Consider the following 19,195-nt stretch of genomic DNA (forward strand, 5'->3'; position numbering starts at 1 on the left):
AAATCTTGGATTTTTCTCTTCTGATCCAAAGTTTTTAAATTTTTCCAAGCATCTGCAATTCCCGCAAAGTAGCTGCATCGCGAGCAGATACATCAGGATAAGCAGGATCACTCCCAACATCTTGCGTATAACGCCATGATCGAGCACATTTTGTACCAAAAGCCTTACTCGGATATACACCAACGCCTTCAACATCGATGAGAGTAAAAGCATCTGAAGGCGGTACATCCTGAGTAATTGTTAGAGCACTGGTGATACAAATTTCCGCCATATCCAAATTTTCCAATGCTTCCAGTAAAACCGGATTAGAAATAAAAACAATAGGCGCTGCTTCTAACGATGATCCAATACGCTTGTCAGCGCGTTCAAGCTCTAAAGCTCCCGTCACAACTTTACGAACCTGCCGAACTTTTTTCCAGCGTTCAGCCAAAGATTCATTCTGCCATTCCCTTGGAGCAGACCGAAATTGTTCCAAATGCACTGAATGACTTTCTGGATAACGCTCCAACCAAGCTTCTTCCATGGTAAAAGGCAACATCGGAGCAAGCCATGTTACCATTCGCTCAAAAGTCTCACGGACAACTTGCAAGGAAGCCTTGCGCTTTTTTGATGAAGGCGCATCGCAATAAAGAGAATCTTTCCGGATATCAAAATAAAATGCCGATAACTCAGTAATCGAAAAATCCAATAACGCACGCATAATCTTCTTGAAATCAAATTCGTCATAGGCTCGATTAATCAACTGATCGAGTTCAAAAAGCCGATGCAATATAAGTTTTTCAAGATCTGGCAGTGCACAATAAGCTATTTCTTCTCCTTCATCATGTGCTAGCGTTCCAAGCATCCAGCGAATCGCATTACGCAATTTACGGTACGAATCCACATTCGTCTGAAGAATTTTTTTTCCTAAACGCTGATCTTCCCAATAATCAGTGGTCATCACCCAAAGACGAAAAATATCAGCACCAGATGTTTTAATGATCTCTTGCGGAACAACTGTATTCCCTAAAGATTTAGACATTTTTTTGCCATTTTCATCCAAAGTAAAGCCGTGTGTAATCACCGCTTTATAAGGTGAAGAAGCACGCGTACCACAACTTTCTAAAAGAGAAGATTGAAACCATCCACGATGTTGATCAGATCCTTCAAAATAAATATCAGCGGGCCATCTCAAATCATCCCGATCTTCCAACACAAAACTATGGCTCGCCCCAGAATCAAACCAAACATCAAGAATATCACGGACCTGAACCCAAGACTCATGCGCACGGTCACCTAAAAAACGTTCACGCGCTCCTTCTGCAAACCACGCATCCGCCCCTTCTGCTTCAAAAGCTCGTAAAATACGTTCATTCACTTTCTCATCTTTAAGAACGACACCATCTTCATTCGCAAAAATACAAATCGGAACACCCCAAGCCCGCTGACGAGAAAGAACCCAATCAGGACGATCCGCTATCATAGAAGCCAAACGATTTTGACCAGAAGAAGGAACAAAACGCGTCTTTGAAACAGCCTCTAAAGCTCGACTGCGTAGAGTTGAACCATCGCCAAGATCTTTATCCATCGAAATAAACCATTGCGGTGTATTGCGGAAAATAACAGGTTTTTTCGAACGCCAACTATGAGGATAGGAATGTTTTAAGCGACCGCGTGCAAACAATCGATCCGCTTTAATTAAAGCGTTAATAACCTCTTTATTAGCATCACCCATTTTTCCATTATCATCAATAACGCGTACAGCCCCTTCTTTACGGTCCGGTCCAAAACCGGGAACATCCTTCGTATAAAAACCAGCATCATCAACGGGAAATGGTATAGATGAATCAATACCAGCCTGCTCTAATAGAGGTTTATAAATATTCCAAATTTCAAAATCTTCACGTCCATGGCTAGGGGCGGTATGAACAAAACCTGTACCAGCACTTTCTGTTACGTGCGAACCATCAAGCATCGCAATCTTATAATGATAACCTCCAGCTAAACCTTTAAGTGGATGAGAAAGAAAGAGAGTTTTAAGCTCATCAGCAGAAACAACACGCAAATGCTTCAAAACAAGTTTTGCTTTTTCTGCACAACTCATCGCTAGCGCATCAGCAAAAAGAAGCTTTTCCCCAACTTGCGGCCCAAAATCATTTTCTGTACTTTCAACTTGGTACACACCGTAAGAAATTTGCGAAGAATAACTCACCGCACGGTTACCCGGAATTGTCCAAGGAGTCGTTGTCCAAATCACAACATAAGCACCATATAAATCATTAGAGGTGGCTTCAATAACAGGAAATTTAACCCAGATAACTTCTGATTCATGATCATGATATTCAATCTCTGCCTCAGCCAAAGCCGTGCGCTCAACTACAGACCACATTACAGGCTTTGACCCCCGATAAATCTGATCTGACATAGCAAATTTCATCAATTCACTGGCAATGCGTGCTTCTGCATGAAAAGCCATTGTAGTGTAGGGCGTGTTAAAATCTCCAACAACGCCAAGGCGTTTAAATTCTTCACTTTGAACAGTTATCCAATGTTGTGCAAATTCACGGCATTCTTGACGAAATTCGTTAAGAGGCACATCATCCTTATTTTTCCCTTGCGCACGATATTTTTCTTCAATCTTCCATTCAATTGGAAGTCCATGGCAATCCCAACCAGGAACATAATTTGCATTAAAACCGCGCATTTGGAATGAGCGAACAATGACATCCTTTAAAACTTTATTTAGAGCATGCCCGATATGAATATGGCCATTTGCATAAGGGGGACCATCATGAAGAATGTAAAGTGGGCGGTCTTTTGCTTGCTGGCGCAATTTAGCATAAAGCCCCATATCTTCCCATCGCGCCATTAGCTCAAGCTCTTTTTGTGGCAGCCCCGCACGCATAGGAAAACTAGTTTGTGGTAGATAAAGAGTTTTCGAATAATCTATTGTTTCATTTTTCACAGTCATTGTGAAACATTCCCGTCCACTTTTACGATTTCATTTTTGCATAACTTCCCTGAACCCTGCAACTCTGGTTTTTGATCTATAGGGAAAGCCAATCATTCGTATTAAGCAGCGATCAAGAAGATATATCATAACGTTTCATGGGCTTTATCACGAAACTATCAAGAAAGGAAACCTAAAAATGATGCTCTTTAAAAAATAAAGGCCCCACCACTGGTAGAGCCTTGTAATAACTTAACCTTAAAACAAATCAGAATTTGTAAGCTACACCAACACGGAAATCATTGATTTTGTAGTCAATTTCAAGCTTTTCCTTTGCAAATTTCTTTTTACCAAAGTCTGAGTAACGATATTCTGCACGGAGCAAAATATTGTCGGTCATTGCAAAGTCAACACCACCACCAAGAGTATAACCAACCATCGTCTTTGTTTCGTCAGTTAAGTTCTTAGAAGAAGCTGCTTCACCACCCTGTTTAAGTGTTATTGATATAGTGTCTTGGAACTGCCCATAAGCAATACCACCAGCAACATAGGGCATAAAGCGATCAGCAGCAAAACCGATACGCACTCGTGTAGCCCCACCCCAATTTTGTTTGAAGGTATGGCTCAAAGTTTCGACGTTTCCCTCTTGGTTCAAACCAAGACCTGCGATCTCCTTCTTCACTTGCTCTATACCATATGCACTCGTACCGCTTTCATCTGCAGCTTGTGTACCTTGCGCACTGCGCCCAGCCACATTCTGTGTGCCATGGGGATTAGAACCACGGGAAGAAGCAGCATGTGGATTAGAACTGTGCGGATGATGAATACCTTTCCCATGGGGATCAGCACCAGAGCCGTGTCCACTTCCGTGAGATGCACCATGCCCCTGAGCATGTTTCCCACCATCACTAGCAGTATTTTCTTCCGATCCGAACGATCCTGATCTCGCCAGTACCAGTGGTTGTTTCGGTACGGTCGCTTCCACTTTTGATGCCACTGATGCTGGTGTCGCCGTTGATTGCGTCGCCTGTGAAGATGAGGACATCAATACTCTTTGCCTTGTCTCTCCTGACTGCGCTTTCCCTGCTCCTGATGTAACAGCTTCAGCTTTTTTTCCTGAATCTCCTACCTTTTTCACAGAATTTGACGTCAATGATACTGAGCGTGCACCGGAAGACGCTGATCTACCTACAGAGGAGGTTTGAGGAGTCAATGATTGCAATACGACCGCTGCATCCGCTCCCCCGCTTGTTGCTGGCTTTGTTTGAGCTATCCCTGTTAGCTTTGTAGAAGCCGATGCCTTAGGAGTCGATGTTGTAGAGGTTGGTGAGGATGGTACTGTCGATGATCGCTGTGTGTTTCCTCCTGCATTTACTCCCGCTTCTGCCGCTGGCTTTGTTGGAGCTGATTCTGTTTGCTTTGTTTGAACTGATCCTTCTGAACTTGTTGGGGCTGATCCTGCTGGATTTGTAGAACTCGATGCCGTAGAATCAGGTTTTGCAGAGACTTGTGTCACAGAAGTTTGTTTTGCAGAAACTGTTTCCGTTGATCTGCGAGATCTTGATACTAAACTATCTACTGCAGTGTTTTCAGGTGCACCTATTGTTATAGTTTTTGTGTGTTTTTGTCCAGCCCAACTGAAATCCGTATCAATACTAAAAATGAAGTTATCGCCGAGATCAATATTCGCACCTGTGTAAAGACCACCTTCAAAACCTGAAAGTTTAGGTGACCAATCTTTGCTCAGTGGAATATTTTTGTCCTTACCAACAACACTCATATCAGTTTTACCCGAAAAACCACCAATTTGGCCACCGAGATAAAAACCTGCCCATGTGAAAGCCGGAACAACAATAGCTGGTTGAACAGCTCGTGCTGGCTGATGAGGAATCATCACATCCGCTGCCTGTGCCGCAGAAGCTGAAATTAAAGCAAAAATAGAAGCCGATATTAAACGTTTCGTGTTCATAAATTATCTCCAAATATACAAAACGGATTATATATAGGGCATCCGTTTTAAAATATCTGTAGCAAAAATGACACACTTAAAAAAAATCACAAAAAAATAAAGGCCCCGTCAAAGACAGGGCCTCTTAGTAATTAATTTTATATTAATAATTTATCTTTGTATTCAATTAGAATTTGTAAGCTACACCAACACGGAAGTCATTGGTTTTGTAGTTAAATTCAGCACCATCTTTCACGAATTTCTTTTTACCAAAGTCTGAGAAACGGTATTCCGCACGCAACAGAACATTGTCTGTCATTGCGAAATCAACACCACCACCAAGAGTATAACCAACCATTGTCATGGTTTTATCAGCTTCTTTAGTAGAAACTGTTTTACCTGATGCATCTGTTACTGAAGTCGATTGAATACCCTGCATTTGTGCATAAGCAATACCACCAGCGACATAAGGCATAATGCGATCAGCAGCCGCAAAACCAATACGTATCCGCGTAGCACCAGACCACTTTTCTTTAAAAGTAAAATTCTCCTTAGACGTGACATTCGGTAATGCTACGGTCCGAATAAGTGCAGACTTCTTACTTTCATCACCGCCACCAGGCTTCTTATCTTCGTCACCGCCACCAGGCTTCTTATCTTCGTCACCGCCACCAGGCTTCTTATCTTCACCACCACCACCAGGCTTCTTATCTTCGTCACCGCCACCAGGCTTCTTATCTTCACCACCACCACCAGGCTTCTTATCTTCGTCACCGCCAAACATAAAGATTGTTTTTGTTTCTCCACGGTCAGCCCAAACTGCATCCGTTTCAACACCTAAAATGAGACCATTTCCAAGATCAAAATTGGAGCCCGCATAAATGCCACCCATGAAACCAGAAGGCTTAGGTGTAAGGTCTTTAGTGAAAAGTTTATTTTTTGTAGCTGGATCTGTTATCTCAACCTTACTCGAAAAATTTCCAACTTGACCACCAATATAGAAACCTGTCCAAGAGAAAGTAGGGGCCGTAATAACTGGTGCAACCTCATGTGGAATTACAACATCAGCAGCCTGTACAGCAGTAGCTGAAATCAAAGCGATAACAGAGGTTGTCATTAAAGATTTTATATTCATAAATTTTGCTCCTAATTTATTTTATGGCGCAATGCTATACACCCAAGCAAAAAAAATCTGTAGTAAAAATGACACAGTCACATAAAATAGAGACTCCATTCAAAGAAAGAGCCTCTTAATAATTTAGTTTTGTACCAAAATTTGTAAGTTATCTTGCTGAAATCATTGGGTTTATAGTTAAATTCCTGCTTGTCATTTATGAATTTCCTTTTATAAAAATCAATGAACAATAACATTCTGCAGGCATAATAATATGAACCATGTGATAATATAGCAACAAAAATAAATGAGCCTCCGCCAAAGACGGAGCCCCTTCTTCATTGAAACTTATAGTACGTTAAAATTTATAAGCTACCCCAACGCGAAAATCATTGGTTTTGTAAGAAGTTTCATATTTATCGTTTGAGAATTTCTTTTTACCAAAGTCCGAGTAACGATATTCCGCACGCACAATAACATTATTGGTCATTGCTAAATCAACACCCGCACCAAGAGTGTAGCCAACAAATGTCTTTGTTTCATCAGACAAATTACCAGAAGCAATTACTTTACCTGTATCCTTGTCTGTTATTGATACCGACGCGATATCTTGAAGCTGTGTATAAGCAATACCACCAGCAACATAAGGCATAATGCGTTCAGCAGCAAAACCGATACGCACCCGCGTAGCCCCAGCCCACTTTTCTTTAAAAGTAAAACTGCTCACGCGTTTATCACCAGCCTTAAGTCCTTTTTCACCAATCTTAATCCCAGATTTGTCCAACATCTTCGTAATATATGCTATGTGATTTTTATCAATCGCATACACTTTCCCCGTTTTAGTGTCATTTTTATCGGTCCAAATGATATCTGTATCCACACCTAGAATAAGACCATTGCCAAGATCAATATTGGAACCACCATAAATACCACCCATGAAACCTGACAGTTTAGGCAAAGAGTCATCAGACACTGGAAAGGTTTTTCCATCACTGAGGATATCCATTTTCGTTTTACTCGAAAAACTCCCAATCTGGCCACCAATATAGAAACCTGTCCAAGAAAACGTAGAAGGAACAATAACTGGAGTAACGGGTGTGGGCTGAGGGGGAACAATAACATCTGCTGCCTGCGCTGCTGAAGCTGAAACAAAAGCGAAAGCAGAAGCCGTTATTAACCATTTTATATTCATAATTTTTCTCCATAGCTGATATTTGAACACGCAGTCTCATATAGAGCCCAAACTATAGATATCTGTAGTAAAAGTGACACACCCATAAAAAAAACAAGAAATCTACCAAATACCTTCCCTTTTAGTCATATAATTTGCAAAAAATGAGAATTGGTCAGTTATACTTACACAAAAATTATATCCTCGCATAAAATGTAATACTGTTCTTTATGAATTTTCACAAAAAGCACAAATCCTCCTCTCCGTGAAAAAGCAGTGTTAATTATTGCAAAAATGCAATCTCCCCTCACATCTACACAAACAATGACTTTAACAATGGTTTTGGCTTTAACCATGACATGCCCCAGTGCAACAACTTAACCTGCTAGATTTCTCTTCTCACAACTGAAAAAGAAAACCCACCTCCACACGTGAACTCCATCACAAAAAGCACCAAACACCATAGAAATCACCATCCATCAATCCAACCCATTTTTAAAAAATGGGACTCTTTACGCATTCATCACTTTTTGGAATACAGTCGCATCATTTTATTTTCTGCTTCTTCCAAAACGTTCTAGAAAATCTTTTTTTAGAGCGCCTGCACCGCTTTGCGTAATGTTTCACTATCTCTTTTGTGTCACCTTATTGGACAAACTGCCCCCTTAGCCACAACCTTTACTGAGATAAACGCTGAAACTTCCATAACAGCTTCCTCTGAAGCTTAAAATTGAAATATAAACTCTGCACTAAATAGGAAAATCTTCCCGCAATCTTTAACTCCAACGTTGCTCAAAAGTCATCACTCTATCCCAAAAACAACCAATGCTCACTCATGAAAAAAACAGCGGTCATCCTTAAACTTCTGTGGTAAAAATAACATACCACGATATAAAAAATAAAAACTCATTTAAAATACAACTTTGTAATGTGTTAAATCGTAAACAAGCTAAAATCTACAGATTACTTACGTACAAATGCACGGATTTTGTACTCTACATTGCCATACATCTCACTTGTTCATTCCAATTAAGATACCTGCATCTCACATCAAAGCCCCCACTCACCACAAAAACGCTATCACAACTAAAAGTGCAAACACACACTGCCATCCCCCCCACTTTTAAGCTCGAAAAACATCCACATTCTCCGAATTCTCCGATGACAGAAAGTAAACTTCATATTCCAATATCGCTTCAGCTTACTAAAAACTCATCGGACTTTTCGTAAATAGATTTGGTCGTTTTTTTCCTCCACGAGGAGGTCCTCGTCTTTTTTTATTCGAAGACGACGCTACAGGTACCAACTGAGCAGCCTGTCCCCGTTGATGATTACAGAATTTCGTTCGTAAAACTTCACCTAAAGGATTGCCAATCTGTGCATCAAAAAGTGAACTTTTAGAAGAAAAAATTCCCTCTACGAGCTTTTGAGCCCCTATAAGACTAGCGGCCTGAGCCATAGAGATTGAAGCGAAAGTAGCATAAGCTGTAATAAAATATATCATTTTCATAGATCTATCTCCTTGTAAATATCCGTAATGGATTTTACATAGTGCGCTCACTTCAAACTTCCATAGAAAAATGATGGTCTTATAGATAACAATAAAGTTCTTCCCCTGCAAAAGCAGAACTTTTTCGTATTTTTATTTTAAAAAAATAAAGATTTTAAGCTATACCAACACAAAAATAACTCGTTTTGTATCTAAATAAAAACAATTATAAACACCAAAAAGCGTGTATGCGCAAATGTACGTTTATTGTACAATCTTCAAATTAAACAACACTCATTCCATAAGAATCTTGTCATAAGATTTAAGAATCAAAACAGATGAAAGAACAAAAAATGCCCACAGAGTGTGGGCATTTTATTTTGTTATGTTGATATTCCTACTCTGATTTTAAAAGCGAGTTATTAAACTCAGCTATGCGCGAAAATATCAATCTCCGACCATCCTAAAAGATCGAGTTTCGCCCTCATAGGCAAAAATTCAAAACACGCCTTTGCAACATTTTCCCGTTCTTCACGTCTTAAGCGTTCTTCAAATATATCTTTTAAACGATGTAAATATAAAACATCTGACGCAGCATATTCAATTTGCGCACGTGATAACTTTTCAGCAGCCCAATCCGAAGATTGCTGCTGTTTAGAAATATTCACGTTCAGTAATTCACCACAAATTTCTTTTAATCCATGACGATCCGTGTAAGTACGCGTGAGTTTTGAAGCAATTTTTGTACAAAACACCACATCCGGCATAACACCAAATGTATGCGCCAAAATAGAAAGATCAAAACGCCCAAAATGAAATATTTTGGTGATTGCCTTATCTTCAAGCAATTTGACCAAATTGGGCGCACTCTTTTGTCCTTTAGCAATCTGTATAACGTCAGCAGTACCATCCCCAGAAGAAAGCTGAACAACACATAAACGATCACGATACGGTTGTAATCCTAAAGTTTCGGTATCAATCGCAACGGCATCAATTTGATAATTGTCTAAGTTGGGTAAATCACCTTGATGAACGCGAATTTCAGTCATTTACCCTCCTATTTGCTAAAGCCGCAAGAATACGCGCCCAAGACCGCTGCCCTTTATGAAATGATTTTAGATTATATTTTTCGTTAGGAGAATGAATACAGTCATCTGCCAGTCCAAAACCAACCAAAACAGTCTCCATATCAAGAATTGACTGAAAATCTGCAACAACTGGAATTGAACCACCCATAGCTGACAATACAGTAGGACATTCCCACTCTTGTGATAAAGCATCCTTTGCCGCCTTGATAAAAGAGGAATCATCAGAAAGCTGAAGTGCTGGAGAAGAACCATGATTCTTAAATTCAACTGTACAGTCAGTAGGAATAGAGCTGCGTACATAATCACGCAAAGCTTGACGTATTTTCTCTGGATCTTGCTTATGAACTAAACGACACGATACTTTTGCACTCGCTTGAGAAGCAATAACCGTTTTAAACCCTTCTCCCTCATAGCCACCACTAATACCATTAATTTCTGCTGTAGGGCGCGCCCATACAAGTTCTAAAATGCTCCGTCCTTTTTCACCAGCTGGGATAGAAAGTCCTATAGGACCAAGAAAATTTTCAGCAGTGCAATTAAGTGTATTCCATGATTGCAAAATATGTGGAGGTGTTTCATCTACTCCATCATAAAAACCTGGAAGTGTTACCCTATTGTTTTCGTCATGAATTCCTGCCAAAACTTTCGCTAAAATGCGAATGGGATTAGCTGCTACACCCCCAAAATAACCAGAATGCAAATCACGATTAGCTGCTGTGATAATAATCTCTTCTGCCATAATTCCCCGAAGAGAAAGAGCAATAGATGGTGTATTGGCATCCCACATAGATGTGTCACAAACCAATGCGCAATCAGCCTTAAGCTCATCCCTATTTGCTTTCAAAAACGGAATAAGAGAAGGAGAAGCACTTTCTTCTTCACCTTCACATAAAACCGTAACTTTAACAGGAAGCTGCCCTGTTTCCTTCTTAAATGCACGACACGCTTCAATAAACGTCATAAACTGACCTTTGTCATCTGAAGCCCCACGAGCACAAATAACTTTCTCTCCATCTCTCTCTTTTAAAGAAGGTGTAAATGGATCATCTTCCCATAAACTCAATGGATCAACAGGTTGAACATCATAATGTCCGTAAAACAAAACATGCAGACAATCATCTGAAGGCCCTGGATGATGCCCGACAACGACTGGATGACCTGGTGTATCGCGCCGTGAAGCCTCAAAGCCAATACTTTTTAAATCCTCCACTAACCAATCAGCTGTTTCACGACATGCATCCTTATAAGCCGAGTCTGTAGAAATCGATTGAAAACGTAAAAGAGAAAAAAGGCGTTCAAGGCTCTTTTCTATATTATCATCAAGATGTGTTAGTACTTTATTCAGCATAAAAAAACCTCCCAAGCCTTATACAAAGCCTTTTGTAATTGTGAATTATGACTTTAAGCCTCCCGTAGAATTTTGCAAGAGACCTTATTCATTTTTGACACTGTGAACAGTAAAAACTTGAACGCCCAGACTGCAAAATACGTACAATAGGCGTTCCACATTGCAAGCACTCCTTGCCTTCTCGTCCATAAACTGAAAAAGCATGTTGAAAATAACCAAGCGAGCCATCTACATGCATGTAATCACGTAAAGAAGATCCACCAGACAAAATTGCTTCAGCAATCACATTGCGTATATTCTGTGCCAAGGAATTAGCAAATTCGCGTGCATGTACAGTTTTCGATGCTAACGTAAATGCACTACGCTGTGGAGATAAGCGACTACGCCAAAGCGCTTCGCAAACATAAATATTCCCCAAACCCGCAACGACAGTCTGATCAAGTAAAATTCCCTTCAGGGATATTTTTTTATTAACAAAAACCTCTTGTAAATAACGACCACAAAACGCATCACTCATAGGCTCGATCCCTAACTTCCTTAAAAGCGGATGCTCATAAAGTTTGCTTGTGTCTACTAAAAGCATAAACCCAAAACGACGAACATCATTATAAGTGAGGTGATAAATTTTGCCGTCTTTTGCTTGAATATCCATGACAAAGTGATCATGCATAACAAATTTACCTGTAGCAGATGTTTCTTTTAAAAGATGATCCCCTACACGCCATGATCCTGACATTCCTAAATGGCTTAAAATCGTTTCATTTTGCGAAAGATGAAACAACAAATATTTCGCGCGCCGACCAAGTTCTAAGATCGTCTTCCCCACAAGTCGCTCAGAAAATGCTTCTGGAAAAGGAAATCGTAAATCTCTACGATTAAGCGTGACAGATAGTATCTTTGCACCAGTCACAACAGGTTCAAGTCCACGACGAACTGTTTCTACTTCAGGAAGCTCAGGCATCACTCTTCTTAAATAAATTATGTGCTTTCCAATAAAGTACCATTGAAAAAAACAATAATATTAAGCCCATTCCCCCTTACGAAATACAGGAACTTCTGTACCATCCTGCATAATGCCGTCTATATCGATTTCACCTGATCCAATCATCCAGTCAATATGAATTACACTTTTATTACCGCCACGCGCTGCAATCTCCTCTGCCGTCAATGATGCTCCATCTAAAAAGCACTTGGAATAACACTGCCCTAAAGCAATATGGCATGCAGCATTTTCATCAAATAAAGTATTATAAAAAAGGAGATCACTCTTAGAAATCGGTGAAGAATGTGGAACAAGGGCAACTTCACCCAACCGACTCGCACCCTCATCACTTTTCAAAACCTCTTGCAAAACTTCCTGTCCCGTCGAAGCACGTGCATCAACAATACGCCCTGCTTCAAAACGCATCTCAATATTATCAATGAGTGCTCCCTGATAGGAAAGTGGCTTCGTCGAACGAACAAAACCTTCAACCTTATGAGCATGAGGAGTAGTGAAGACTTCTTCTGTCGGAATATTAGGATTGCAGACAACACCATTTTGAGCAGCCGATGCACCACCATGCCATTCATGATCATCTGCCAAACCAACCGTTAAATCGGTTCCTGGGCCTGTAAAATGCAAAGCAGAAAAACGCTTCTCATTAAGCCAAGATGACCGTTGCTTCAAAGTTGCATTATGTACCATCCACGCATGCACTGGATCTTCTTCTGTAACACGTGAAGCAGAAAAAATCGCATCAGCTAACTTCTTAATCGCCTCATTAAGCGGTAAAGAAGGGAACATCGCTTCAGCCCATCCGGCTGTTGGATAAGCAACAATCGACCAGTTCATGACAAAATTTGATATTTTTTTGAGAGCTGGCTGGTAAGCCATTGAAGTGGCTTTATTTAAACGCGCAATCTTATCAAAATCCTGATTGGAAAGCAGCAAAGGATTATCACCTACAATAGCTAAACGCGCAGCCCCATTTTCAAAAGCCTTCGCCATTCCCTCATACAGCCAAGAAGGTGCACAATCAAAACTACCAGTATGTGCATTTTCAAAGCGCGTAAGTGATAACATATCATCACTAAAAAGTGGTGTAATCACACCAGCACCAACCTTATAGGCATGATATGCAATACGCCGAACAAAGGGTAATGCTGAAACTGGAGCAGTCAAAACAAGATCTTGCCCCTCTTGTAAATTCAGTCCAACTTTTACCGTAATTTCTGCAAGACGATTAAGTTTTTCAGGTGAAATCGTTTCATGAATATCAAAGTACATTACCAATACCCTTCCTTGATTATGAGAAAATTACCGGCTTCTGTACCGTTCTTCTAACACTGCAACAATTGCACTTAACTGATCTGATGAGGGTATAGTATATGCCTCAAAGGACTTGGTTTCCTCTTGCTTATCTATACGATGAGGCGCATATGTGGGAATCGGAACCTTATCAAGCTGTGCTATAACAAAAGGCGTGGTATGTACCCTGTTCACCTGCGCTACCTCTATTGAATCAGATGCATTTTGCCTTTTCTCTGCTTTTGTTTCCTTACTTGCTAAGCTTGTTGCATCCATGAAACTCGGCGCATTGCCAGAACGCTCTTGGGCAAAAGCGTAAGCAACATCATAAGGACGATTATTAGCAGGAACCTGAAGCGATCCATCACGCGCACGCTTTTCATAAAAGGCATTACCTCCCGCAACACGAACATAGTGCATATTTTTATAGGGGAAGGATAAACCAGCAGTATGAAAAAACATCGCATTTTTAATTTTCTTATCTCGTTCACCGCGTAAAACAGCATCAGCTGCTTCTTTAACACGAGCAACAGATGCCGGTTCCGTCATAGGACGCGTTAAAACACCGGGAGCAAACTGCTTATACTGACCAACAACACCACAAATCGTCTTTGGATAGGCCGTTGAATTAACACGATTCATAACAACGGTTCCAACTGCTATCATTCCTTCACGACTTGTGCGATTCGACTCAAAATACATTGCACGCATGAGACATTGGCGCTCTGTTAATGGATACATCACTGTTTTGCTCTGTTTATTATCATTCAATTTTCCAGCATCAAAATGATTGAAAGCACATCCCACAATAACCAACGGCGCTACACAACAGGTAATAAAAACAGTCCAATGATTTTTTTTCATCTTATGCAATACATTTCCACATATTTGATATTCAAAATTTTAATAAGTATTAAAGCTATTTTCACAGAAAGTATACAGTTAATTATTATCAATTAGTAAAATTTTAATACAAGTCGTAATTAAAATACATTTATGCAAAATAAAAAATAAAAAATTCTTAATTTACAGCATGAATCATTTCAGAAATTTTATAAATTAAATCAATATTTCCCTCCATTAATGACCAAATATAGCCGTAAGATATCAACCCTCATGCTTCTTTTAAAAAAAATACTATACCTTAAAAAAACTAGCCAATGACTATACATACGAAAAAAATTGGGGGACTAAAACTGTCTGCATTCGTACTGAAGCTCCCAACAAAATCCCTTTTGCTACCAATTTTAATAAAGTGATCAGAATGAAAATTCCCCTCTAACCAAAAGAGTAAATGATGACAGCACTCGATATAAAAACGTTTCAAACCAATCAATAAAAATCTGCACTATCAGATTTAAAAACCTCTTTGCTTTTTCACCATTGTTCAGAATGCGCAAATTATACCTCTCTCCCGATTGTATTGGAAAAAACACCCAATGTTTTCCCTCTTCAATAACAAAATTATCTTATGTGTCTGCGAAAAAAATTTTAATCTATTTTCTTCTCATCTATCCCAACCTTATATGTAAGATCATCGCGAGGACGATCAGGAGACATATGGTAACCTGTTATGATGTAGTGCAGTGTTTCAGCAATATTAGTAACATGATCACCAATGCGTTCAATATTTTTTAAACAAAAAAGTAGGTGCGTACAAACTGTAATATTGCGCGTATCTTCCATCATATAAGTTAAAAGTTCACGAAAAAGAGACGTATATAGAGCATCAATTTTACCATCTCGTTCGCGTACTGCATCAACACGATCCAATAAACGGCTCGTGTAAGCATTCAGTATCTCTTTTAACTGATTGAGTGCTAAAGCGGTAATCGTTTCTAGCCTAGAGTAAAAGGCTTTGGGTTGACGTATTTCTGAAAGTGCAACCGTCCGCTTAGCAATATTCTTGGCCATGTCTCCAATTCGTTCAAGATCAGAAGAAATGCGGATGGCACCAACAATTTCACGCAGATCAACAGCCATCGGTTGGCGTCTGCAAATAATGGCAATCGCTTTTTCATTGATGTCGCGTTCTGCTTCATCTAAAAATAAATCATCAGTAATAACTGTCGTAGCAAGCTGAAGATCATTACACACAATCGATGCTACAGAACGTTCAATCATGCTTTCTGCGTGATACCCCATTTCTGTAACTTTTTTTTCCAAATAGTTCAGTTCTTTATCATAAGAACGAACAGTATGGTTCATAGACATATCCTATACTCCTCAATTCCCCTATCCAAAACGCCCCGTAATATAATCTTGCGTACGTTGTTCTTTCGGTGAAGTAAATATCATTTCAGTTGCACCAACTTCTACCAAATGCCCCAAATGAAACATGGCTGTATATTGAGAAACACGAGCTGCCTGCTGCATGGAATGTGTTACTATGACAATTGTATAATCTTTTCGTAACGCATCAATAAGCTCTTCAATACGTGCCGTTGCAATTGGGTCAAGAGCTGAACAGGGCTCATCCATCAAAATAACTTCAGGACTAACCGCAATAGCACGCGCAATACATAAACGCTGCTGCTGCCCTCCTGACAAACTGGTTCCAGCCTCATGAAGACGATCCTTTACTTCTTCAAATAAACCCGCTTGCCTTAAACTCTTTTCAACCACATCATGCAACTCGGCACGCGATTTGACCAAACCATGAATGCGTGGCCCATAGGCAACATTCTCAAAAATAGATTTTGGAAAAGGACTAGGCTTTTGAAAAACCATACCTACACGCGCACGTAATTCTACAACATCGATTCGCGAGTCATAAATATTTTCTCCATCTAAAGTAATAAGACCCGTTATTTTTGCGCCTTCAATTGTATCATTCATACGATTAAAACAACGCAAAAAGGTCGACTTTCCGCACCCTGAAGGACCAATTAAGGCAGTGACTTGTTGTTCAGGGATATCAAGCGTAATACCATGGAGTGCTTCTTTGTCTCCATAAAAAACTTTTACATCCTGCCCACGCATTTTAATCTTCATTACAGACTTCACCTTACTTTAAAATACAAACTTTATCGAAGTGGCTAGTTTATCCAGGTTACTGGCGCCGTTCAAATCGTCGACGTAGAAAAACAGCAGAGATGTTCATGATAGCGAGAAAAATCATTAATACGATAATGGCACCTGACGTCTTTTCGACAAACGCGCGTTCTGCTTCACCCGCCCACATAAAAATTTGAACAGGCAAAGCTGTTGCCGGATCCATTGGAGTTGTAGGAATATTGACAACAAAAGCAACCATTCCAATCAAAAGCAAAGGTGCCGTTTCACCTAGAGCCTGAGCAATACCAATAATCGTACCAGTCAAAATACCAGGCGCGGCTAAAGGAACAACATGATGAAAAACCATTTGTGTTTTCGATGCCCCCAATCCTAAAGCTGCCGCACGAATAGAGAGAGGCACAGCCCGTAAAGCAGAACGTGTCGCAATAATGATCGTTGGAAGCGTCATAAGAGCCAAGACAAGCCCACCAACAAAAGGTACTGAACGCGGTAATCCGAAAAAATTAACAAAAACAGCAAGTCCTAAAAGACCAAAAACAATCGAAGGAACAGCTGCAAGGTTGTTGATATTAACCTCTATAAAATCTGTAAATTTATTTTTACGTGCATATTCTTCAAGATAAAGAGCTGTCGCTATTCCTATTGGTAGCGAAACTAATAAAACTATGGCGATCATGTAAAAAGAGCCGATTATCGCGACGCCTAATCCTGCTGTCTCAGCGCGACTTGAAGCACCAAATGTAAAAAAACCAAAATTGAATGTTTTATAAAGTGTACCATCATGCGCTAAGCGTTTCATCCATTCTAGTTGGCGATTAGAAACTTTGCGTTTCTTTTCTGCTACATTCAAATCAATCTGTCCTTTATAGGCGGAATCAATATCCGCCGCCGCCAAAACTTTGATTTTTTGCGTTGTTCCAATGAGTTTTGGATTCTTCGTTACCATTTCACGAAGTTGAACGCGTACACTGTTTGAAAACATGCGGTTAACATCCCGCAGTGATGCACGTTCATTTTGATCTAGACCAAGCTTTTTTGCTAAAGCATTGCGTACAAGAAGGGGATAATTGGCAGTTATTAAAAGCTGTGGATTGGTCTCACGTTGACCACTTGGATCGATTATCTTTTCATCTAAATAAACCGATAACGCCATTTCACTTTGAAAAAAAGCTGTGTAACCTTGGCTAAGGATAGACCATAAAAGAGCAGACAAGAAAAACAAACCAATAAAAATAGCAATCAGACCATATGCACGAAAGCGACGTTCGGCCCAATATCGGCGTTTGATGCCTATATTGCGACGAGGGCAAAGAAAATCCTCATTCATTCATATTGTTCCCGATATTTACGCACGATATAAAGAGCAAGAATATTCATCAAAAGAGTCACAATAAAGAGCGTCATTCCCAAAGCAAAAGCTACAAGAGTTTGTGGAGAATTAAACTCAAAATCACCGGTTAATTGATTAACAATCTTAACCGTCATTGTAGTCATTGCTTCGAATGGATTAAGTGTTAAATTTGCTGCAACACCTGCCGCCAAAACCACAATCATTGTTTCCCCAATTGCACGTGATGCTGTCAACAAAATTGCTCCCATAATCCCCGGAAGCGCTGCCGGTATAACGACTTTTTTAATCGTTTCAGATTGCGTTGCTCCTAACCCATAAGATCCTTCGCGCAAAAAACGTGGAACAGCTGTAATAACATCATCCGACAAGGAGGAAACAAAAGGAATCAACATAATTCCCATCACAGATCCAGCCGTCAAAACACTTTGAGCCATAATAAAACCAATACCACCAGAAAGAGAAGCAGAGAGATCCTGTAGAAATGGTCCTACAACCTTCAAAGCAAAAAAACCATAAACAATGGTCGGAATACCAGCAAGCACTTCCAACAATGGCTTCACAATTGACCGCAATCGAGCAGAGGCATATTCAGCCATGTAAATGGCAGAAAATAATCCTACAGGAACAGCAAAAAGCATTGCCACAAACGCAATATAAAGTGTGCCAGCGAGCAGCGGTATTAAACCGAATTGTCCTATTTCATTGCCTGAACCGCTGGCTGAAAAACGCGGATCCCAAACCGTTCCCAAAAAGAAATTTGAAAAGGATACAGACTGAAAAAAACTTATTGTCTGAAAAAACAGAGAGAGTGCAATAGCAGCTGTCGTCAAGACCGCAACTATAGACGCGCAAACCAACCCAATAACAATCAAACACTCAACTTTATTGCGCGCACGTTGGCGCGGAGCAACTTGCATAATCCCACTGATAAAACCACACAAAACAATTATAAAAAGTAACCCATGACCAATAAATTGCAGCTTTTGAGAGGAAGAAACCCATGACTGTGCTATCCTTAACACATCATTTGGTGCTTCATGAGGCAAAACAAATCCTTTCGCAAATAGTTGCGCCCGCACTTCTTCATACGAAGCCGTAATAAGATCCCCCTCAAAGTGATGAATAATTTTGACCAGACTGCGGATAGTTCCTAAAATAAGATCATGATCAATAACCTCTGTCATACGCGCACTATACGCCATAACCTCTCGCGAAGCGCTATATTCTAAATAAATTGCACACCCATTATTCCAAAAAATTAAAAAAACAAGCGCTGGGGCAACAGTTATTAAAAATGTCCACCAACCGTAGTAATATGCGCGAGAATGCATCTTGTATTGCGCGTACTCAAGAGCACGAGCCCGCAAATAAGAAACACAAAATCCAACAAAACCAAGAAAAACTAGTGGAAAAACAATGAAGGAAACGCGCATATTATCTTTCAATTTT

14 protein-coding genes are annotated in these 19,195 nt (G+C 40.0%); all 14 read right to left on the reverse strand.

Features of this window, described 5'->3' with window-relative positions; all coding sequences use genetic code 11:
* Positions 1-34 precede the first annotated feature (34 nt).
* The 14 genes from ileS to pstC all read right to left on the reverse strand — a co-directional run bounded on the left by ileS (position 35) and on the right by pstC (position 19,179).
* A complete protein-coding gene (gene ileS, locus ABD915_RS02780) occupies positions 35-2,950 on the reverse strand; it encodes an isoleucine--tRNA ligase (protein ID WP_345114855.1) in 2,916 nt (971 codons plus the stop codon).
* Between the two features lie 247 nt (positions 2,951-3,197).
* Positions 3,198-4,898, reverse strand: coding sequence for an outer membrane beta-barrel protein (locus tag ABD915_RS02785; RefSeq protein WP_345114858.1), 1,701 nt, complete (start codon positions 4,896-4,898; stop codon positions 3,198-3,200).
* Positions 4,899-5,064: 166 nt separating this feature from the next.
* Positions 5,065-6,012, reverse strand: coding sequence for a porin (locus ABD915_RS02790; RefSeq protein ID WP_345114861.1), 948 nt, complete (start codon positions 6,010-6,012; stop codon positions 5,065-5,067).
* 337 nt (positions 6,013-6,349) lie between these two features.
* Positions 6,350-7,183, reverse strand: coding sequence for an outer membrane protein (locus ABD915_RS02795; protein ID WP_345114863.1), 834 nt, complete (start codon positions 7,181-7,183; stop codon positions 6,350-6,352).
* 1,183 nt (positions 7,184-8,366) lie between these two features.
* Entirely contained in the window at positions 8,367-8,672 is a 306-nt protein-coding gene (locus tag ABD915_RS02800) for a hypothetical protein (protein ID WP_345114866.1), read from the reverse strand.
* Between the two features lie 407 nt (positions 8,673-9,079).
* On the reverse strand, positions 9,080-9,700 hold the full coding sequence (locus ABD915_RS02805) for a ribonuclease D (protein WP_345114868.1): 621 nt from the start codon (positions 9,698-9,700) through the stop codon (positions 9,080-9,082).
* Positions 9,693-11,087, reverse strand: coding sequence for a M20/M25/M40 family metallo-hydrolase (locus ABD915_RS02810; protein WP_345114870.1), 1,395 nt, complete (start codon positions 11,085-11,087; stop codon positions 9,693-9,695). Before ABD915_RS02810 ends, ABD915_RS02805 begins: the two co-directional genes overlap by 8 nt.
* 88 nt (positions 11,088-11,175) lie before the next feature.
* Complete coding sequence (gene mutM / locus ABD915_RS02815) at positions 11,176-12,048, reverse strand: bifunctional DNA-formamidopyrimidine glycosylase/DNA-(apurinic or apyrimidinic site) lyase (RefSeq protein WP_345114873.1); 873 nt, start codon at positions 12,046-12,048, stop codon at positions 11,176-11,178.
* A 60-nt stretch (positions 12,049-12,108) separates the two neighbouring features.
* The gene (locus ABD915_RS02820; RefSeq protein WP_345114876.1) at positions 12,109-13,356 is read right to left on the reverse strand and encodes an aminopeptidase; all 1,248 of its coding nucleotides are present in this window, start codon (positions 13,354-13,356) and stop codon (positions 12,109-12,111) included.
* A gap of 30 nt (positions 13,357-13,386) precedes the next feature.
* Positions 13,387-14,241 carry a cell wall hydrolase gene (locus ABD915_RS02825; RefSeq protein WP_345114879.1) on the reverse strand — a complete coding sequence of 285 codons (855 nt, stop codon included), beginning with the start codon at positions 14,239-14,241 and terminating at the stop codon, positions 13,387-13,389.
* A 627-nt stretch (positions 14,242-14,868) separates the two neighbouring features.
* Positions 14,869-15,591 (reverse strand): phosphate signaling complex protein PhoU, encoded by a 723-nt coding sequence (gene phoU / locus ABD915_RS02830; protein WP_345114882.1) that lies wholly within the window; start codon positions 15,589-15,591, stop codon positions 14,869-14,871.
* Positions 15,592-15,612: 21 nt separating this feature from the next.
* A complete protein-coding gene (gene pstB, locus ABD915_RS02835; protein ID WP_345114884.1) occupies positions 15,613-16,371 on the reverse strand; it encodes a phosphate ABC transporter ATP-binding protein PstB in 759 nt (252 codons plus the stop codon).
* Positions 16,372-16,429: 58 nt separating this feature from the next.
* Positions 16,430-17,722 carry a phosphate ABC transporter permease PstA gene (gene pstA / locus ABD915_RS02840; protein ID WP_345114886.1) on the reverse strand — a complete coding sequence of 431 codons (1,293 nt, stop codon included), beginning with the start codon at positions 17,720-17,722 and terminating at the stop codon, positions 16,430-16,432.
* Positions 17,719-19,179: a phosphate ABC transporter permease subunit PstC gene (gene pstC, locus ABD915_RS02845; protein ID WP_345114888.1), complete on the reverse strand. Its 1,461-nt coding sequence runs from the start codon at positions 19,177-19,179 to the stop codon at positions 17,719-17,721. The genes pstA and pstC overlap by 4 nt, the downstream gene beginning before the upstream one ends.
* Between the last annotated feature and the right edge of the window lie 16 nt (positions 19,180-19,195).

Source organism: Bartonella jaculi (genome assembly GCF_039543045.1).
Lineage (GTDB): Bacteria > Pseudomonadota > Alphaproteobacteria > Rhizobiales > Rhizobiaceae > Bartonella > Bartonella jaculi.